Annotated in this window: 14 protein-coding genes; 11 read left to right on the forward strand and 3 right to left on the reverse strand. The window is 34.7% G+C overall.

What is annotated here, in order from left to right; all coding sequences use genetic code 11:
* The first annotated feature begins 165 nt into the window (after positions 1 to 165).
* The 5 genes from QMN76_RS00185 to QMN76_RS00205 all read left to right on the forward strand — a co-directional run bounded on the left by QMN76_RS00185 (position 166) and on the right by QMN76_RS00205 (position 11016).
* The gene (locus QMN76_RS00185) at positions 166 to 3519 is read left to right on the forward strand and encodes a glycosyltransferase (protein WP_282023270.1); all 3354 of its coding nucleotides are present in this window, start codon (positions 166 to 168) and stop codon (positions 3517 to 3519) included.
* A 129-nt stretch (positions 3520 to 3648) separates the two neighbouring features.
* Positions 3649 to 8937, forward strand: a complete 5289-nt coding sequence (locus QMN76_RS00190) for a glycosyltransferase (RefSeq protein ID WP_282023269.1) — start codon at positions 3649 to 3651, stop codon at positions 8935 to 8937.
* Between the two features lie 15 nt (positions 8938 to 8952).
* On the forward strand, positions 8953 to 10020 hold the full coding sequence (locus QMN76_RS00195; RefSeq protein ID WP_408869451.1) for a CgeB family protein: 1068 nt from the start codon (positions 8953 to 8955) through the stop codon (positions 10018 to 10020).
* 80 nt (positions 10021 to 10100) lie between these two features.
* Complete coding sequence (locus QMN76_RS00200) at positions 10101 to 10625, forward strand: GNAT family N-acetyltransferase (protein ID WP_282023268.1); 525 nt, start codon at positions 10101 to 10103, stop codon at positions 10623 to 10625.
* A gap of 10 nt (positions 10626 to 10635) precedes the next feature.
* Positions 10636 to 11016, forward strand: a complete 381-nt coding sequence (locus tag QMN76_RS00205; protein ID WP_282023267.1) for a hypothetical protein — start codon at positions 10636 to 10638, stop codon at positions 11014 to 11016.
* A 6-nt stretch (positions 11017 to 11022) separates the two neighbouring features.
* On the opposite strand, the gene QMN76_RS00210 is transcribed toward QMN76_RS00205, so the two are convergent.
* Positions 11023 to 11604 carry a YqgE/AlgH family protein gene (locus QMN76_RS00210; protein ID WP_034337741.1) on the reverse strand — a complete coding sequence of 194 codons (582 nt, stop codon included), beginning with the start codon at positions 11602 to 11604 and terminating at the stop codon, positions 11023 to 11025.
* Between the two features lie 175 nt (positions 11605 to 11779).
* On the opposite strand from QMN76_RS00210, the gene QMN76_RS00215 reads away from it, so the two are divergent.
* Genes QMN76_RS00215 through QMN76_RS00225 form a run of 3 tightly spaced genes read left to right on the forward strand, consistent with a single transcriptional unit; the run spans position 11780 to position 14040 of the window.
* Positions 11780 to 12541, forward strand: coding sequence for an SDR family NAD(P)-dependent oxidoreductase (locus QMN76_RS00215; RefSeq protein WP_282023266.1), 762 nt, complete (start codon positions 11780 to 11782; stop codon positions 12539 to 12541).
* Between the two features lie 21 nt (positions 12542 to 12562).
* Positions 12563 to 13570 (forward strand): PPK2 family polyphosphate kinase, encoded by a 1008-nt coding sequence (locus QMN76_RS00220; protein WP_084051513.1) that lies wholly within the window; start codon positions 12563 to 12565, stop codon positions 13568 to 13570.
* A gap of 8 nt (positions 13571 to 13578) precedes the next feature.
* Positions 13579 to 14040, forward strand: coding sequence for a DUF3465 domain-containing protein (locus QMN76_RS00225; RefSeq protein ID WP_034337735.1), 462 nt, complete (start codon positions 13579 to 13581; stop codon positions 14038 to 14040).
* 12 nt (positions 14041 to 14052) lie between these two features.
* Here the strand turns inward: QMN76_RS00225 and clpA are convergent, their stop codons facing one another.
* Both clpA and QMN76_RS00235 read right to left on the reverse strand, forming a co-directional pair.
* Positions 14053 to 16371, reverse strand: coding sequence for an ATP-dependent Clp protease ATP-binding subunit ClpA (gene clpA / locus QMN76_RS00230; RefSeq protein WP_282023265.1), 2319 nt, complete (start codon positions 16369 to 16371; stop codon positions 14053 to 14055).
* 146 nt (positions 16372 to 16517) lie between these two features.
* Positions 16518 to 16880, reverse strand: coding sequence for an ATP-dependent Clp protease adaptor ClpS (locus tag QMN76_RS00235; protein ID WP_084051545.1), 363 nt, complete (start codon positions 16878 to 16880; stop codon positions 16518 to 16520).
* A gap of 386 nt (positions 16881 to 17266) precedes the next feature.
* Between QMN76_RS00235 and QMN76_RS00240 the strand changes: the two genes are divergently transcribed.
* From QMN76_RS00240 to QMN76_RS00250, 3 genes are all read left to right on the forward strand, one after another.
* Entirely contained in the window at positions 17267 to 18385 is a 1119-nt protein-coding gene (locus tag QMN76_RS00240) for a D-alanyl-D-alanine carboxypeptidase family protein (protein WP_408869452.1), read from the forward strand.
* 113 nt (positions 18386 to 18498) lie between these two features.
* Positions 18499 to 19287 (forward strand): type I methionyl aminopeptidase, encoded by a 789-nt coding sequence (map, locus tag QMN76_RS00245; protein WP_034337728.1) that lies wholly within the window; start codon positions 18499 to 18501, stop codon positions 19285 to 19287.
* Positions 19288 to 19298: 11 nt separating this feature from the next.
* Positions 19299 to 20219, forward strand: coding sequence for a glycosyltransferase family 2 protein (locus QMN76_RS00250; RefSeq protein ID WP_282023263.1), 921 nt, complete (start codon positions 19299 to 19301; stop codon positions 20217 to 20219).
* Positions 20220 to 20324 lie beyond the last annotated feature (105 nt).

Here is a 20324-nt window from a genome sequence, read left to right on the forward strand (position 1 = left end):
CTTTATTATGTTCAAATATATTTATAACTTAAGGCAATTAAGTAATAGCAACTATTGACTATTTAGATTATAAATACATTTATTAAACAAGTCTCAATTAAACAATTTATATTAACAAACAATAAATTGCGTTTTAAAATATCAACTGGATGATAAGATTAAATCATGGCCGTTATTTACAATACGAATTATACGCACAATTCTAACTCCTATTTAACACTTGCTGTTGCTAGAGCTGCAAAAAAACTGTGGGGAGAGGAGAATGTTGAAGTTGCTGATAATATGACTTTACTATCTATTGCAGCAACACATGAGCATGAAGTTCTTATTTGTATAGATGGCCAGCGCACTGATTTTGAGTTAATGAAGCGTTTGCGTCCCTGCTTTAAGACGATGATTTTTTGGGCATTTGAAGACCCATTTATGTTGGATTTTAATGTACATGTGACATCCAATTTTGATTATGTGTTTACAAATGATCCGAGTTGTGTAGATTCATATCAAGTTGAAGCTTATTATTTACCCTTAGGGGCGAGTACATCTATTCATTTGCGTGATGTAAAAAATACCGAAGATCTAGATTATGATATCTTTTTCGCGGGTACAATGTGGCCTAACCGTGTCGATGTTTTGCGCCGCTTACTAATCGCTTTCCCTCAAGCACGCTTTAAGTTAATTTGCCCCGGCAATGATTATTTGCCGCCTTTACCAAAAGATTTGGTTGAGCGTATTATTCCAAGGCCTGTGAGTATTGAATCATTTATTGATTTTGCAAATGCAAGCCAAGTTACTTTAACAATGTTTCGTAATTATGCCAGCCACGGGGATGTTGGGCAGGCAACGGCTCCAGGTCCACGTTTATATGAGTTGGCTTTGGCTGGAACGGCGCAGGTTGTAGAGCTTCCTACTGAGATGGATGAGAAATACCTCAAAGAATTAAAAGGCGTTTCCATTGCGCGTAATACGAATGAAGTTATTGAATCCATTGCTAAAATCTTAAATGAAAAAGGTTTAAGAAAAAAAGTAGCAACTGATACACAAAAAGTAGCTTTAAGTCAGCATTTATATCTTAATCGCTTGCAAAAAATTGCAGAAATAACAGATGCGAATTTTAAGAAAAAATATAAGCAAGATATTTTACCAGAAAGACCACTAAAACAAGGTAAATTAAGAGTTTTATTCGTAACTCATTCAACTGTTCATGAGCATGTTTGGGGTGGAATTGAAGTTTATCAACAAATACTTTCTACGACTTTAGTAAAAGATGTTGAATTTTTTTACTGGTTGCGCAGACGAGGTGCATGTTATTTAACTGATGCAAACGGTAAAGAAATTGAGCGGTTTGATATGCCTGATGTGGGCTGGCTTGATTCTATGAATGATGCTGGCGAGGAAATGGCATTCTCAAGTGTTATAAATCAATACGGGTTCGATATAGTTCATATTCAGCATTTGGGGCATCATACATTATCCTTGCCTATTATAGCCAAAGCCTGTGGCGTTGGTGTCGTTTTCTCTTTTCATGACTTTTTAGCAGTTTGTTCCCATTATAATTTACTGAATTACGAGCAACGTTATTGTGAAATAGATAAAAAAAATATAGGTGCATGTGATATTTGCTTAAAGACGTCAGAGAAACTTGAGTTTGGTGTTCAACAAACAAGACGTGCTTTTGTCGCAAAAATTATGAAAAATGTTGATGTTTGTTTATACGGAACTGAGCATTCATATGAGTTAGCACGTAAAATTTATCCAGTTTTGAATGCAAAACAAAATTATATTTTAGGCATTCCTTCTCCTGATACTACAATCCCTTTGAGAAAGAAAAAATATGAGCCACTAAATGGTAGAAAACTAAAAATTGCGACGGTTGGTAATTTTATTCGCTCTAAGGGTGCGGATACTATTCTTTCAATTTTACAATCGGCCAATCCTGATTTGTATGAGTTTCATATTTTTGGATATATGCAGCCCGACTATGAAAACGTTTTGAAAGAAATGAAAAAAGAGAACGTCGTATTACATGGTGCATATGGTTTAGGTGAAGTTGCAGCATTACAAGTTGCTGATGTGGCGATGACGCTTTCTATATGGCCGGAAACATACTGTATTTCTTTGTCAGAGGCATGGCAAAATGGTTTAATACCTATTGTTACGGATGTTGGTGCGTTGGGTGATCGCATCACTGATGGTGTGAATGGTTTTAAAGTTAAGATAGGCGCTGTTAATGAAGTAATTGATCGTTTAGAGCTTATTCGTTCTGATGAAAAATTACGTCAACAGATGATGGAAAATATAGTGCCAGATTTATGGGTAACTGCGCTAGACTATTCTAAAGAATTGTTGACTATTTACGAGAAAATTACTCCTTATGATAAATTAGGCATGAGTAATTTAAAATGGGATATTGGTCGCCTTCATTATTTACCACATGTTTCATGGAAAGACCAAGCGCCACCACGTCATATTTTTGATCCACCAATAGGAAATGACCTGCATGTTGAATTGCCTCAAACAGTTGATGATTGGGCTGTAGTTCAAGGTGCACATTATTATTTAGATGATATTTGTTATCATATTTTGAATGTAGATGATATTAATAGTTTTAAACCTGTAAATGAATTTCATATTCGAGGATGGTTTATTTTTCCAGAGCTTTCGAATGCTGGTACTTTATATACGGTACTAATTCAAAAGGATGGTGATTTGACTATATTTTTGGAATGCCAACGTGAAAATCGTGGAGATGTTGCACAAACATTTGCTAATGCACCTATTCGTAATGGTTTTTCAGGGACTGCTGCATTAAGAGGAAAATGGTGTGAAGGTCGCTTTAGAATAGGGTTGATCAATATCGTTAACGGTTCTGCTGCGTTTCAACTGACAACAAATGAAATTGATGTTAGTGAAGGGCAAGTAAAATCAATTCATAATGTGGCTCATAGTAATCAAGATATTTTGGATGATTTCTTTCGTATTATTGAAAAAGATGGATTAATGCGAGGGATTAAATTGAATGCATTTGTAGAAAAAAATATTCACGCTCAACGTTTTGGAGAGTTAGAGTATTGTATTGAGTATTTGACAGGCTTTATTCAAGATGATGAAGAAGTTATAGATAATGACAAGGGTTTATTAAAAATTTCGGGATGGGCATTTAATCGTAATAATTTAATGGCTGGTCGGATGTATATAGCATTTATTAACGAACAAAATGATGATTGTTTTGTCGTTGGTACATCAAGATTTATGCGACCAGAGACCTCAGAATATTTTCAATCTGCGCCATTAAATAATGGTTTTGTTTCTAAAATAGATCTGAAGCAAGGTTGTTTTTCTACGGTAAATGGGCATTATCACCTTTATTTAGTTAATGTTATACAGAATGAATATAAAGTTGCACAAACAAATATAATCATGCATATCGTTGACAACACAGTTGAGGATATAGCAGATAGTATTTTAACAGATGATGTGATCACCAAAAGTATTCAGCTGATTGATAGAAAATTTAAATAATTCGTAATTTTATAATTTATTAAATGATATCTGATTATATTTTATATTAAATAAAATGTAAGAAAATAAGGGTAATCTGGCTTGCAGTTATGTAAGTCAGATTATTCTACATAATGATTGAAGAGTAATATGAATCAAATAGAACGATCAAATATAAAATGGATGCAGTTTGATACTGAATGGTACTGTAAACGTTATTCTTCTGTTAATCCAATAGTTCAAGATATTTACGGAGGGGATATTCATTTATATTATCGAGAAAAAGGGAGAAAAGTTGGTCATTCACCTAATCCTTATTTTGATGAAAAATGGTATCTCTTACGCTATCCTCTGATTGCTAAGGCTGTTCGAGAAAATCAATTTCAGTCAGGTTTTGATCATTATTGTCAAGAAGGTTTTCAAAGTCATTCACCGCATTGGTTATTTGATGAAAATTTTTATAACCAAGCATATCAAGAGCAAACTAATAACTTTTCTGGTTATAAAAATGGTTATGATCATTATTTGAGTGAGGGGGATCAGTCTTTATATTCAGGAAGCCTTTTATTTAATCCTAGGCTTTATTTGTTACAAGGAATTAATAAAGAAATAGTAAATGAGCAGGGAGGTCCCTATCAATTTTTTTTAAAAACATTAGTTCTAAAAGATAAAAAGTTCAAAACTTCTTGGTTGTTTGATGAAGAATGGTATTTGCAAAATTATCCTGAAGTTAAAGTTTTAATATCTCGTAATTTGTATTTAAACGGGCTGCACCACTACCTATCAAATGAGACACCTTCATTTTTCTCTCCATTAATCGATTTTTCAGAGGAATTTTATTGCAAACAATATCCTGATGTTGCCTCTTCTATTGGTGTTGATAAGGCATTTAGAAGTGGGTTTATCCATTTTATTCTATATGGTTTTCAAGAAGGAAGAAAACCTAATGAAACATTAGATCTTGAGCAATTTAAAAAACAAGAAGATGTTGTTGAAGTTGTATCTAGTCATCTATTTTATAATGCGTTTGAATATTGGGTTGCACAGCGTCAGTCATTATTATTTGAGAAGTTTTATGAAACCTATAAACTTGATTATAATCTTCATATTTCAGAGAAGACCGAAATATCACAAGATAAGACGAGCCTTGTTGATGCTGAGATAATATCAGATGATCAAGACTTAGAACGGCTTAATTTGGATGTTAAACAAGATGATCTTGAACATACTCATATCAAAGAAAATCTAGATACTAAAACGTTAAATGAAGAACAAGTGAATGTTAAACCACAAGTTTCAGAAGTTAAAATTGATAATGAGGAAGAGGTTCTATCATTTACTGTAAAGGAAGATCCTTCTTTATTCTTGGTCGATCCACCCAAGAAAGAAATTAAATTTGTTGCGCATCATACAGAAACTTCTAAAGCAAAAAATGATGTAGATGCTATTCAAATTACTAAAGAGAAATCAGAGATAATTGCTGTTAGTTCTAATCACGCTTTTTGGAAAGATTTTGATGAAGAGTGGTACACTCGCATATATAAAGATGTAACTTCTCAAATGAAAGCATTAGAACTAGATAGCGTTGAAGAATATTATAATGCGTTTGGATGTCATGCGGGTCATTCTCCAAATCCATATTTTGATGAGCAATGGTATCTCGAAACTTACTTAGATGTTAAAGAAGCCGTAGAAAAACGCCAATATATTTCTGGATTTGATCATTATTGTAAACAGGGATATTTGACAAATTCCCCGCACTGGCTATTTTCTGAGGCTTATTATAAAAAGGTAAACACTGGGTTAACAGATAAAGTCCTTGCAGAAAGTGGCTTTGTTAATGGGTATGATCATTATTTGAAAGCTGGAGATAAAGAAGGGCTGAGCGGAAGCTTGTTTTTCGATCCAGAATTTTTCATAGGTCATTATAATAAACCAATTCAATATAATATGGGAATTTATTCGTATTATTTAAAGCATATTGATAGCATTGATGGTTTGATAAGAACATCTTGGTATTTTGATCCTGTGTGGTATTCTCAGACATATCATGATGTTCAATTATTGATACAAGAGCAGAAATTTATCAATTTATTACATCATTATTTAACGAATGATATCCCAAAAAAATATTCACCATTACTTTGGTTCGATGAAGAATTTTACGTTTCTGAATATGCGGATTTATTGGTAGATCAAAATAAGATTGAATTATATAGAAATGGTTATGCTCATTTTATAGATAAAGGGATCGCTTTATTACTACAACCATCAATGTATGTAAATTTAGGAGCGTATTCCCTTAAAAAAGACGTAGTACATGATATGAAGGAAGGACTATACCCTAATATTTATGTGCATTGGTTGTCTAATCATATTGATATTCAGCATATTGATGATTTAAAACAAGAAGATACTGAAACTTATAAAGTTATTAGTGATATTCTTGAGGATAATAACGCTTATCAAGGTGCTGTGTGGGCACAGTTTGATGAAGAGTGGTATTTAACAATGTATCCTGATGTTTCAGAAAAAATGGAAATCTGTGGTATTGAGACCGTCCAAGAGTATTATGAACAAATTGGTGCCTTTTTAGGACAATCCCCCAATCCTTATTTTGATGAAGAATGGTATCTTAATCACGATGAAGCTATAAAAAAAACGATCAAAAGAGGAAAATTCAAAACAGGTTTTGAGCATTATTGTCAAATAGGATATAAGAAATATCAGCCTCATTGGCTTTTTTCTTCTGAATATTATTTATATCATAACCCTCAATTTACTTTTGAAATTAATAATTCGAAAGAGTATATCAATGCTTACGATCATTATCTAAAAAAAGGTGATGCATTACGTAAATCAGGTTCTCTTTTCTTTGATCCTTTGGTTTATGAGCGTCATTGCTACGAAAGTGGCAATGTAGAGAAAACTTTTTTTCCATATCGTAATTATTTATTGAATATCAGTAAAGCAGATCTCAGGGCTACTGTTTCTTTATATTTTGATACAAGATGGTATCTAGATAGATACCCTCAAGTGTTGGAAAAGATAAAAGCAGGAGAATTGACAAGTCCTTTACAGCATTATTTTATGAATTCTACACCAACGTTATTTGATCCTTTACCTTGGTTTTCTGAACAATTTTACATAGAGACTTATCCTGATTTAGCAGGTGCCATTTTGCAAGATGGTAGTGGCTTTTTTCGTAATGGGTATGAACATTTTATTTTGCACGGTACTTTTGAGTTTAGGAATCCCTATCCTGATGTTCATTTAAGAGAATATTTCTTATCAGGTTCAGTTCGAGAAGATATTGAGAACAAGCTTTATCGAGATGCATTTGCACATTGGATTTTTAATAAGCGTTTAGAGACATGGATTAATACTCTTCCAGAAGATTCTCATTATCGTTTAAATAATAAAACTATTGAATCTAGAGAATATTTTCGTAAAAAAGCACATTTTATATTACCTACAGTAGCACATCAAAAGCTGGATTTTTCTTATGAAGGAAAACCAGATATTAGTGTGATTATGTTGGTTAAAAATCAGCTGGCTGTTACATTGACGGCATTAGCTTCTTTACGGACAAATTACAAAGGAAAAATTCAGCTTTTAATAGGGGATAACTATTCAACTGATGATACGCGGTTTATGCAAAATTCTTTGATAGGTGCCCATATTACTCGTTTTGCTTATAATTTTGGATATGGCAGGGCATGTAATTATTTGATTGAACAAGTTGATGCTCCAATAACTGTATTCTTAAATAATGATATTTATTTATATCCCAGTGCGATTGACGTTTTATGCCAATATTTAGTGTCAAAATCAGATATTGGTGCTGTTGGTGGTAAAATTATTCATCCGGATGGTAATTTACAAGAAGCAGGTTCAATTATTTGGCGAGATGGAACGACGACGGGATATCTACGTGGAAACGACCCATCGATTGCAGAAGCAAATTTCGTCCGTGATGTTGATTATTGTTCAACGGCAATGATGGCGGTAAGAACAATTTTATTACAACAACTCAAAGGGTTTTCGCCTATTTATTATCCCGCTTATTTCGAGGATACTGATTTATGTGTTCGGATTATTAAGGCAGGGTATCGCGTTGTTTATCATCCTGATGCTGTTGTAGAGCATATGGAATATGCGTCAAGTGATCCGATTGTGTCTAGTGGGCTGATTCGTCGTAATCATCAAAAATTTGTTCAAGAACATACAGAATTTTTGCGTTTTCAGCATCCTCGGCACTCAGATAATATAACGATTGCAAGACAACGTGAAGGTGAAGGTAAACGAATTTTATTTGTGGAGGATCGTGTTCCACTTCGTCGTTTGGGTTCTGGCTATGTTCGTTCTAATGATATTATTCATCAAATGGCAAAATTAGGCTATCAGGTAACTGTTTACCCAATTAATAATAATTTTCCACATCTTTATCAAATCTATTCTGATCTTCCAGAAACAGTAGAAATCTTATTTAATAAGACTATTGATAATATTCGTGATTTCTTTTTAGAACGTGCAGGATATTATGATGCAATTTGGATTGGACGTACTCATAATTTACATCGAATTTTACCGATGATGGGTGAAGCTAATCGATATTTACCTCAAGATTGTTTAGTTTTAGATACAGAAGTAATAGCAGCGCCTAGAACTATATTGCGCAAACAAATTCTGGGTCTGGAAACTGACGAAGATGAAACATTACAAGATGCTTTGGAAGTTGAATTGTCTTGTGCACGACATTGCCAAACAATGATTACTGTCAATCAAATCGATGCTGATTATGCAAAAGAGGCAGGGTTCAATCAGGTCTCAATTTTGGGTCATATGGTGCATATTAGGGCAACACCTAAGGCATGGGAAGATCGCAAGGGTATATTGTTTGTAGGTGCTTTGCATGATGATATGTCACCTAATTTTGACAGTTTGCAATGGTTTGCTAGTGCAGTTTTGCCAATTTTAGTTGAAAAAATGGGAGACGAATTTACATTAACAATTGCTGGTTATGTACATCCATCTGTTGATATGTCTATATTTGCAAAATATCCACAAGTAAAACTATTGGGTCCTGTTGAGGATTTAACAGAGTTGTATAATAACCATCGTGTATATATAGCGCCAACGCGCTTTGCGGGGGGAATTCCTTATAAACTGCATGAAGCAGCTTCTTTTGGTATTCCAATCGTAGCAACAGAGTTGTTGGTTCATCAATTAGGATGGAATGACGATAAAGATATTCTAGCAGCATCGATTGATAACCCAGAATTTTTTGCATCACAAATTATACGTCTTTATCAAGAGAAAAAATTATGGAATAAGCTGCGAAAGAATGCTTTGACACGTATTGATACAGAATGTAACGAGCAGAGATTTAGAGACACTCTTCAACAAATTTTAACACAAGTAACTTCTCATACATAGGGAATGGGCAAAAAAATGGCAGTAAAAACGACAAGAAAAAAAACTCCAACACAAACAAAGGCGAGTAGCACGACAATCAAAGAAACGGCTACTATCAAAGTAACCAATGATAAAATGAGTGGCAAAATCATGGTTTGTAGTGGTGGTCGTTATGAATCTCAGGCCAATGCTCAAATTCGCGAAGCAATTATGTCTGGGTGGGAAAATGTTTTTGGTGAAGGAAATGTAATTTCTACGAATATCGCAGGCGCGGCAGCAGCGATTGAGTATATTAAACCTAAAATTGTTTTCTCAATTGGGTCTTATTTGCCAGAAAGTACATATTTTGGAGAAGTCTGTCAAAAAGCCAAAGAAGTTGGAGCAATAACGATTTTTTGGGCTACAGAAGATCCTTATGAGCAAGATGCAAATTATCGCATTATTGATGATTTTGATGTAATTTTATCATGCGATCGTTGGGGGGTTAATTTTTATGAGCATCCTCATGTACATTTTTTACCATTAGCAGCGTGTGAGAAATTACATTATCGTCCTTTGGACGAGACAATGGAAAAAAATATTGATGTTATGTTTTGTGGTGTTGCTTTTGGCAGTCGTAAAGACGTTATGCGCAGTATCAGACCAGCATTATCAGATTTAAATATTAAAATTGTTGGACCTGGATGGGGTGAATTTGGAATTGGTTTTTCTGATGCCCGAATTGAAAAGGATCAGTTGGTTGAATTATATCAACGCTCCAAGATTGTTCTGAATTTAGGCCGTAGCTTACATTTTGAAAATAAACGTTTTATTATCATGCCTTCTAATCCTGGCCCAAGAACGTTTGAAGCAGCAGCAGCAGGCGCAATGCAGTTATTTCATGAAGATAACTATGCCATTCATGATTTTTATGAACGTGATGAATTGCCGGTTTTCTCAACACGTTATGATTTTCAACAATTGTTGGATAAATATTTAAATGATCCAAAATTAATTCTTGATACTGCTAAAAAGGCTCAGGCACGAACATTAAAAGATCATACTTATACCAAGCGTATTGAAACCGTACTACAGATTTTGAAACAGGATGGTTTCTTGTCATAAGTGAGTAGTAATATTCATGGAAATATAGAAGGCATGTTTTTTAAAAGCATGCCTTTTTTAATAATTTAGGGGCTTACTTAATGATTATAGAGAAAGTAACGAGAGATAAAATAGGTGATTTACAACAAGTTGCTAGAAAAAGTTTCTTTGATACATTTGTGGAATTTAATACCCAAGAAGATATGAATGCTTATTTGCAGAATAATTTGTCTGTTGAACAATTAACGAAAGAGCTTTTGCATCCTCAATCAGATTTTTTTATAGTAAAATATGATCAGGATTATGTTGGATATATTAAATTAAATTATGGAACGGCTCAGAATGAGTTCCAAGAAGATAATGCTCTTGAAATTGAGAGATTATACGTACTGCAACAATATCATAGAAAACAAATAGGACAGAGTTTGTTTAATTATGCTTTGGAAATTGCACATAAAAAATCTGTTGATTATGTGTGGTTAGGGGTTTGGGAGAAAAATCTAAAAGCAATTTCTTTTTATCAAAAGAATGGATTGACTGCTTTTGACAAGCATGAGTTTATATTAGGGAAAGATATACAAACAGATATTTTAATGCGTAAATATATTACTATTTCTTCTGAATGAGATGCTTAGAATGGCTAAACCTCTTAAACCTAATTTAAATTATGATTTATTAATAAAAAATACAGAGCGATTAGAGGATTTGTTAACTACATATAAAGACGGTGAATATGGTCTTAAAGCATTATACGAAATATTACAGCCATTATTCCAGCGAGTATATGAAAGGCAAGTAGAGAAAAATTTTGATGGTAAATCTTCAGTAAATGCTATTCTGAGTTGCGCTGGTTATCAAATTTCTGATTCAGGATATGATCGTTATTATCCTGATTTGAGAAATCTTTACTCTGATTTTTATTGGGAGGTCCAAGGTTTAGGGATACACTCAGATAGAAAGCCAGGTCATTTTCATATAAATAGTATAGAAACTGAAAATTTAAGATCTGGCGGTTGATATTTGTTATGACTTGCCAACAAAATAAGATAATTTACCAGGATCGATAGAAATGGCGTGTAAAGCGTTGCGCCATTTTTGTGTGTAATGGGGACTGAATAAAAGATATTCATCACAAGGTGCAATATGCCAAATACTATTTTTTAACTCTTCTTCTATTTGCCCAGGGGCCCAATTTGCATGCCCTAATGCAAGCAATGCATGTTTAGGGCCTTTTCCCATCGCAAGATCACGCAAAACATCAAGACTAGCGTTCAGCATAACCTTATCTGTAACAGGAATACATCCATTCGTTTCCCAATCAGTTGAATGCAGGACTAATCCATGGGCATTTTCAATAGGTCCTCCAGCACTGACAGAGAATTGTGCTTGTTGTGGAATAGGTGGAATACCCAATTGTTGCAATAACTCTTCGGGAGTTGGTTTTGTAAGGTGACGATTGACAATAATTCCCATAGCCCCTTCTTGAGGAGAGTAAGCACAAATAAAGATTACTGTTTGTGCAAAAGGAGGCGTTGTAATAAAGGGGCTGGCAATTAAGATATAACCAGCAAGACCATTGGTAAGATCAGAGAAATGCAAAATCATTTACCTTTTGACATAAGGAACTAAACACTATGAGTTTATTTTATGAGAATAATGAAGCTTTTTAAAGGTTATAATTGAAATATATTTTTAAACTATCAAAATTAATTTACTATAATTGCGTATCAATATGATTTTATAATGGTACAAATAGTTTATTATTTCAAGGAAACAATTTATGACGCATAAAGGGATTGCGCTGGTAACGGGTGCCTCTGCTGGTTTCGGTAAGGCAATCACTTATCAATTGGTTCAAGATGGCTATAAAATTATTGCAGTTGCGAGGCGTAAAGAAAAATTAGAACAACTTTCTCATGATTTTCCAGATCAGATTTATCCTGTTGTGATGGATATGACGGATACTCGTAATATGGAAACCACTATTCATACACTTCCCCCAGAATGGCAAGAGATTGATGTTTTGGTCAATAATGCAGGTTTGGCTTTGGGAGTAGATCGTATTCCTAATATATCTTTGTCCAATTGGGATCAAATGATCAAAACCAATGTAATTGGGTTAATTCATTTGACACAGATTATAATAGGTGGAATGCTGGATAGAAAGAAGGGACATATTATTTCTCTTGGCAGTATTGCAGGGACTTATCCATATCCTGGTGGAAATGTTTATGGAGCAACTAAGGCCTTTGTTGCTCAGTTTATGCTTAATTTAAAAACCGACTTGATCGGTACACCTATTCGCGTAACAAATATTGAACCTGGACTGTGTGGAGGGACTGAATTTAGTGATATTAGGTTAAAAGATCATGAAAAAGCACAAGCAGTATATGAAGGAACAACACCTTTAACAGCAGATGATATTGCCAAAACGATCAGTTGGGTTGTTGGGTTGCCTGCTCATGTAAATATAAACCGAATTGAAATGATGCCAGTATGCCAAGCACCTGCAGGTGTTGCGGTATTCAAAAATATTAAATAAATAACTTATTGGAGAACAAATATGATTGATAAATCTATTCGCGAGATATTAAGAACAAAATATCGCGTTGAAAATGGTAAAAAATTTAAACTTACTGATTTTGATCCTGCTGATACAGCTGGCTTGTCCTTAACCAAAAAAGAAGCCAAAAAAGCGCTCAGAAAGCGTGTTAAACGTCTCTGTGAATTGCAAGAGCTATTATATGCCAATGCTCAACGCACATTAATTGTTGCTTTGCAGGGGATGGATACATCAGGCAAAGATGGAACAATTAAACATGTAACGTCTGGTATTAATCCTCAAGGTATTTCTGTGGCATCATTTAAGCAACCTGGACCAGTGGAGTTATCTCATGATTATTTATGGCGTGTCCATATGGCAGTCCCGGCTAAGGGTAAAATTGGTATTTTTAATCGTAGCCATTATGAAGAAGTTTTGGTTACAAAAATACATCCAGATGTCTTAGAAAAACAAAACCTACCTAAAGAAATTATGAAGGATAAAAAATTCTGGCAGCATCGCTATGAAGATATTTGTAATTGCGAGACTTACCTTGATCGCCAAGGTTACAAATTTGTCAAGATTTTCCTAAATATTTCCAAAGAAGAACAGCGTTTACGGCTTTTATCCCGTTTGGATCTAACTGAAAAGCAATGGAAGTTCTCTCCAAGTGATCCAAAAGAAAGAAATTTCTGGGATCAATATCAAGATGCTTATCAAGAAGCTATTGCGACCACGGCAACAACTGAGGCGCCTTGGTTTGTGGTACCTGCGAATAATAAGTGGTTTACCCGTCTTGTGGTTGTTGAGTTAATGATTGCAGAGCTTGAAAAGTTTGAAATGGTTGCTCCCAAACCTAATCCTGAAGTGCTAGCCTCTTTGAATTTGTTAAAGAAAGAGTTGGGTGGGGTTCCTGATCATCAAGAGCTTGAGAAAGAATTAGAAGTCAAAAAAATTAATGAGCTTAAGGAGATAGAAAAAAAGATACAAATGGAAAAAGAGAAATTAAAAAGTAAAAAGATTAAATAACGAAGAAAATGTATATTCGTAAATTTTTGAACCTTATTTTTGTTTGTATTTGCACTTTTGCCAATGTAGCCGCATTGGCAAAAGATTATGCGGCCTCTTGTGATAATAGAGGCTTTTTACAAGCACAGCAGAATTTTGAAAATAAAAGCGATTATTCAAAAGCTGATGTGCCTGTGCATATCTGTGGAACAGTTTTGGCTATTTCAGCGTCACGTTTTACACGTAGTGGCAAACATGGATATTTTTATTTGAACATCGGTTCTGGTGTTTCAATTCGCATTGTCAGCAATCTTGATGAGATGCATGCACCCCTTTGGCCTTGGGTAAAAAAAGGCGATTATGTAGAGGTTGCGGGGCGTTATTATTATGATAACCCTAGGCGTCAAGGAGTTGATTGGACGCATAAAGGAACCAGTCGTAAATGGCCATATCCAGGATATGTCAAAGTCCATGGTATCAAATACGACTAGTTCACTAATTATTTATGAAGATTCCAAAGCAGCTTTTTTCTGAGCTTTACGTTTTTTTGGTAAAGAGTTAGGTTTATATTCAAAAGATAATTGATCATTATGTGTTTGAATATGGGCTTCTCCACCATTCATTAACTGACCGAATAAGATCTCTTCGGCTAAAATTTTACTGATATTATCCTGAATAATTCTATTTAAAGGCCTAGCACCGTAAACAGGATCATATCCGTGTTTTATTAACCATTCTTTTGCACTGTGGGATAAAGTTAAAATAACTTTTTGCTCATTTAATCTATCTTGAAGTTCTTGAATGAATTTATTAACAACTTTGGCAATTGTTAGTTTAGAAAGAGCAGAGAATGGAACAATTGCGTCTAAACGGTTTCTGAACTCAGGCGAGAATGTTTCTTTGATAGCTTCATTATTATCAATATTAACGTGGTTATTTATAAAGCCAATTGAGGGTTTACCGAACTCGGCTGCACCAGCATTTGTCGTCATAATAATAATCGCATTTCTAAAGTTAACGAGCTTACCATTATGATCAGTCAATGTGCCATGATCCATCACTTGCAGTAAGATATTATAGATATCTGTATGTGCTTTTTCAATTTCATCAAGTAATAAAACACAATGAGGATGTTGATCTACAAAATCGGTCAGCAACCCACCTTGGTCAAACCCAACATAACCAGGGGGTGCACCGATAAGTCTGGAAACAGAATGTTTTTCCATATATTCAGACATATCAAAGCGAATAAGTTGTATCCCAAGGACTTGTGCAAGTTGACGTGCAACTTCGGTTTTTCCAACCCCAGTTGATCCACAAAATAAATAACTGCCGATTGGCTTTTCAGAAGAGCGCAGCCCTGCTCGGGACATTTTAATCGCAGAGGTTAATATGTCGATAGCCTGATCTTGTCCAAAAATTGCCTTTTTAAGTTTACCCTCAACTTGTTTTAAGGATTTTTTATCATCTGAAGAAACAGTTTTTTCTGGAATTCTAGCAAGCTTGGCAATTGTTTTTTCGATATCAATAATATTGATCGTTTTTTTCCTTTTGCCATCAGGAAGTAAAGCCTGGATAGCACCAACCTCATCGATAATGTCAAGAGCTTTATCAGGAAGTTTACGGTCATGAATATATTTTACTGATAAAGCAACGGCTGTTTTAATGGCTTCTTTAGTATAAGAAACATTATGATGTTTTTCATAATTTTCTTTCAAACCCAACAAGATTTGGAAAGTTTCTTCGGCAGAAGGCTCTACAACATCAATCTTTTGAAAACGTCTAACTAAGGCGTGATCTTTTTCAATATGCTGACGATATTCTTTGTAAGTAGTTGAACCTATACAACGTAAGCTGCCATCCGCCAGAGCAGGTTTTAATAAATTAGAAGCATCTAAAGATCCATTGGATGTAGATCCAGCACCAACTATTGTGTGTATTTCATCAATGAAAAGGATTGCTTTATCTTCGTTTTGCAAAGCTTGAACGATGGCTTTTAATCGTTCTTCAAAGTCTCCTCTATAGCGTGTTCCTGCCATCAAAATTCCCATATCAAGGGCGTATATTGTACTTTTTTGTAAAATAGCAGGAATAGTTTTATTCACTATTTTTAAGGCTAATCCTTCAATTATTGCTGTTTTGCCAACGCCAGGGTCGCCAACCAATAATGGATTATTTTTGGTACGACGACATAAAATTTGAATTGTGCGTTCAACTTCTGCATCTCGGCCAATCAGAGGATCAATAAGACCCGATGCAGCCTTTTCATTGAGATTAACACAATATAGATGAAGGGGGTTTTCATTATTTTGATTGGGCTCTTTATGCTCTTCTAAAAAGAAATCTTCCAAATCATCATTTTCTTCGCCTGCATAATGATGCATTGGGGGGGCTTTGTTGATTTTATGAGCAATAAAATTAAGAACATCCAGTTTTGTAAGATGTTGAGTTTGTAAAAAATAAATAGCGTGGCTTTCGTGTTCCGAAAACAGCGCGACAATCACATTGGCAGCAGTGACTTCTTGTGTTTCGCTGGATTGAACGTGAATGCTGGCACGTTGTATTACGCGCTGAAAAGCCGTTGTGGGTTTGGGTTGGGTATCTATGTTCGTTGTTAAGATTGATAAATCATTTTGTACAAAATATTGAATATCATGACGCAATTGTTGAATATTAATACGACACGCATCAAAAATAACCAAAGCATCAGGATCTTCTGTTAATCCAAATAACAGATGTTCTAATGTTGCATACTCATGGTGATATTTCCCAGCTAATTCAAAAGCCCGGCGCAGGGAATGCTCTAAATTATTGGATAACACAATATTAGTACCTTTTATAACTACAAAATGCTTGAAGATTGATTGTATTGCAAGAAAGTTATTTTTCAAACACTATTTTCTATATAGATGCACTGTCTGTGCCTTCAAAGCTATTTTTTATTAATAATCAAATAGATAACGTCTAATTATTCTTTTTCAAGGATGCATTGTAAAGGATATTGATACTTTGTTGCTAATTCTATCGTTTCTTTTTTTTTCGTTTCGGCGATCTCGTATGTGAACGCTCCACAAACACTAAAGCCTGTATTGTGAATCTGGAACATAATTTTTGTGGCTTCTTCATTATTTTTTTGAAAAATAGTTTCTAAGACATAAACAACAAAATCCATTGGCGTATAGTCATCATTCAACATAATAATTTTATACAAGGGGGGTTTTTGTATTTGTGCAGATGTAAGGATATTTGTTTCTTCAAGAGTTTGAGAATCGGCATCATTAAAAACAGCGCAAAAGCAAATATGTGTATATAGAGATGAAAAAACAGACATATTAAGTGATAAATTTTCATGAAAAAAATAAAATTGAACCAAACTTTACAAAATTATAAAAAAAAAAGAAACATATCTTTTTTTAAACATGCAAAAGCTTATTCATTATTGAATTCCAAGCATATCTATTTTATTTGGCTTTAAAGTTTATTTTTTTGATTATAATTTCTTGATAATATACTTTAATTATATGTAGTATCTGATTGTATTTTATAATTTTTATTATATTTTGGATTGATAGGATGGAACGAAAATGATAGAGTTAATTGGTTAAAATTACATAGATTAAGTTCGTATAGCGTTGACATTAAATAGTGCGTTACGTGGTATCCGTTACGAAGAAAAATATTAATCTCTGATTATTGGGGCAGCATTAGGGGAGCAAAGTGACAAGATATATTTCTCATCATAAGAAAGACGTTCTATCAAAGACACGGCTTTTAATGGCAAACTCACTATTGAAAATAAAGAGGAAGAAAACAGCAGGTTTCGTTGCGTGTTCTGTGTGGTTATGCTCTTTTATTTTGTCCCCGATGGTGCATGCACAATATGTAGGTCGAATTAGTACAATCGTTACGGATCTTAATGGAAGTGTTCTTTCTAAAGATGATGCTGATTTACAACGTTATCCTGCCAGTTTAACCAAAATGATGACGTTATACATGACCTTTCGTGCTTTGCATGCCAATGCGATTTCCTTAGATCAACGTATTCCTGTATCTATTCGTGCTGCTTCTATGGAGCCTTCTAAGTTAGGGCTAAGAGCGGGATCTACGATTACCATCAGAGAGGCCGTTTTAGGTCTCGTAACGAAATCAGCGAATGATGCGGCTTGTGCTCTGGGTGAATTTATTGGTGGAGGGGATGAAACCCGTTTTGCCCAGATGATGACCCAACAGGCCAGAGTGATTGGAATGAGTCGCTCAACATTCCGTAATGCTTCTGGTTTGCCCAATCCTGATCAAGTTACAACAGCAAGAGATATGGCGACTTTGGCGCGTCATCTAGTTTTAGACTATCCTGAATATTATCCTTTTTTTAAAGTTCCCTCTTATAACTTCAGAGGACGTAATATTCCCAATCATGACCCTTTGATCAAGGGTTATGCGGGTGCAGATGGTTTAAAGACAGGATATACAGCTGCTGCAGGGCATAATTTGGTGGGTTCCGCTGTCCAAGGAAACGTCAGGTTATTTGGTGTTGTGATGGGAGCATCAAGTAATGGTCAACGTAATACGATTATGATGAATGCGCTTGATAGCGGATTTGTTAAAAACGGTGTATCGCCTGCCGAAAGACCCTTATTTTTAGCAAGAGCCAGTAAACGTGTAAAATCAAGGGGGGGCTCTAAAGTGATCCTTGCAAAGGCCAGTCGTTCTTCTAAAGTGCGAATTGTCGAAGTCGCACAAGCATCAAGTAGGTCAAAGAAAGCTACCGTTTCTAAGGTATCGACAAGCCGTGCTGTAAATAGCAAAACGACAGCAGCCAAACATAAAAAAAGATAATTTTTTTAATTAAAATATAAAAAAATCTATAAAGAATAAGTTTACGTTACCCAACTAATATGTATTATTAGTTGGGTATTATATTTTATAGCTTGCTTATATTGGAGACTTTGATGGCTGATAGACGGATGGTATATTATACTCAAGAGGATTTCGTTGGTTTAAGGGCGGCGGGACGTTTGGCTGCTGAAACCTTGGATATGATTGCTCCTTTTATTAAGGAAGGGGTTACAACGGAAGAGTTAAACCAAATTATTCATGATTACACGATTGAACACGGGGCTATACCAGCACCATTGAATTATAGAGGGTTTCCTAAATCTTGTTGTATTTCAATTAATCATGTTGTTTGTCATGGTATTCCAGGTGATCGTCGTTTAATGAATGGGGATATCCTCAATATCGATGTGACGCCAATATTAGATGGTTGGTATGGTGATAGCAGCCGTATGTATGTTGTGGGTAAGATATCTCGTTTAGCACAAAGATTAATTGATGTGACGTATGAATCTTTGGTTCGTGCAATTAACGAGGTTAAACCTGGAAATACTCTGGGTGATATCGGGTATGTTATTCAAGAATATGCCGAGGCTCAACGTTTCTCTGTAGTAAGAGATTTCTGTGGTCATGGTATTGGACGTGTTTTCCACCAAGAGCCTAATGTTTTGCATTATGGTAAAAGAGGACATGGACTAGAGTTAAAACCTGGTATGGTTTTTACAATTGAACCCATGTTGAATGTTGGAAAACCTGATGTGAAAATATTAGATGATGAATGGACGGCGGTTACACGTGATCGTTCTTTGAGTGCACAATTTGAACATATGATGGGTGTGACTGAGGATGGATGTGAGGTCTTTACGTACTCACCCAAAGGGTTAAATCAGCCCCCTTACGAGTAATAGGGATATAAATGGGTATTCCAAGTGAAAATTTTCATAATAAATCTCGTCAAGTATTTGATGAACTTAGAAATAGTGAGTTGTGGCAAGTAAGGGATGACGTTTATATCCCTACATTGCAACATGCTGTATTGGTTATGTTGGTTAAAAATGTAGAGGATATTATCGGAATTAATCTTCGTCATCATTATACATTAGGTTTTCGTAAATTTTTTATCTTGGATAATAACAGTAATGATACAACTGCCAGTATTATCAAATCGTTTAAATATGATCATAAAGATGCCAGTGTTTTTTATAGTACAGATTTTTTAGAAGGGCATTACCAGCAGACGAAAACTGAGGCAATGGCACGTTTTGCTGAATTTTATCTTAGAGAAGAGGGGGTTCCATCTTGGATATTTCCTATTGATGCGGATGAGTTTATTACGTGTTGTACTAAGGAAACAGATCAAGCTATTGAGAATTTTACGAAATATTTGATGGATCCTCATGCTCAAGTTTTTGTTTTTAATTGGGCACAATCCGCTTTGTTTTCAAAAGAAAGAAATGAGCTTACTACTTTTGAGCAAACTTTGTCGCAAACAGAGTTCGTCGTATGGAAAAGAATGAAGCCATGTGTTACGAAATCAGCCTATAGAACGGGTCACAATATGTCTCCAACCATGGGTAATCATTTTGTCAATGCTTATCAAGGCACGGATGAGGGGTTACGTTCTATGGTTGATATTGGTTTTTGTATGTTACATTTCCCGTTTCGTTCTTTAGATCAGTTTCGTTTAAAAATTACTGATGGAATGAGGGCGCTTGCACTTACCAACTATGATCAATCCATTGGGCATCATTGGCGTGCTTATTTTGCAGACTATCAGGAAAAAGGAGATAGTGCGTTAAAATGGTATCTTGATGAGCATATACGTCAATGTTTATAGTGCAGTAGAGTAACTAATTTATAATTTTGCAGCAGCTTTAAATATACACTCTTTCATTATTTGTGACGGATAATTTTTGCTTGTATCTTGTTTTTGTAAGCATTG

This window comes from Commensalibacter papalotli (ex Botero et al. 2024) (assembly GCF_947179115.1).
GTDB lineage: Bacteria > Pseudomonadota > Alphaproteobacteria > Acetobacterales > Acetobacteraceae > Commensalibacter > Commensalibacter papalotli.

Excerpts from the sequence above, each read along its gene's own strand:
- map (WP_034337728.1), top strand. The coding sequence starts at position 18,499 with ATGGCTGATAGACGGATGGTATATTATACTCAAGAGGATTTCGTTGGT.
- QMN76_RS00220 (WP_084051513.1), top strand. The coding sequence starts at position 12,563 with ATGATTGATAAATCTATTCGCGAGATATTAAGAACAAAATATCGCGTT.
- QMN76_RS00195 (WP_408869451.1), top strand. The coding sequence starts at position 8,953 with ATGGCAGTAAAAACGACAAGAAAAAAAACTCCAACACAAACAAAGGCG.
- QMN76_RS00190 (WP_282023269.1), top strand. The coding sequence starts at position 3,649 with ATGAATCAAATAGAACGATCAAATATAAAATGGATGCAGTTTGATACT.
- QMN76_RS00235 (WP_084051545.1), bottom strand. The coding sequence starts at position 16,880 with ATGTCTGTTTTTTCATCTCTATATACACATATTTGCTTTTGCGCTGTT.
- QMN76_RS00210 (WP_034337741.1), bottom strand. The coding sequence starts at position 11,604 with ATGATTTTGCATTTCTCTGATCTTACCAATGGTCTTGCTGGTTATATC.
- QMN76_RS00225 (WP_034337735.1), top strand. The coding sequence starts at position 13,579 with ATGTATATTCGTAAATTTTTGAACCTTATTTTTGTTTGTATTTGCACT.
- QMN76_RS00250 (WP_282023263.1), top strand. The coding sequence starts at position 19,299 with ATGGGTATTCCAAGTGAAAATTTTCATAATAAATCTCGTCAAGTATTT.
- QMN76_RS00215 (WP_282023266.1), top strand. The coding sequence starts at position 11,780 with ATGACGCATAAAGGGATTGCGCTGGTAACGGGTGCCTCTGCTGGTTTC.
- QMN76_RS00185 (WP_282023270.1), top strand. The coding sequence starts at position 166 with ATGGCCGTTATTTACAATACGAATTATACGCACAATTCTAACTCCTAT.
- QMN76_RS00200 (WP_282023268.1), top strand. The coding sequence starts at position 10,101 with ATGATTATAGAGAAAGTAACGAGAGATAAAATAGGTGATTTACAACAA.
- QMN76_RS00205 (WP_282023267.1), top strand. The coding sequence starts at position 10,636 with ATGGCTAAACCTCTTAAACCTAATTTAAATTATGATTTATTAATAAAA.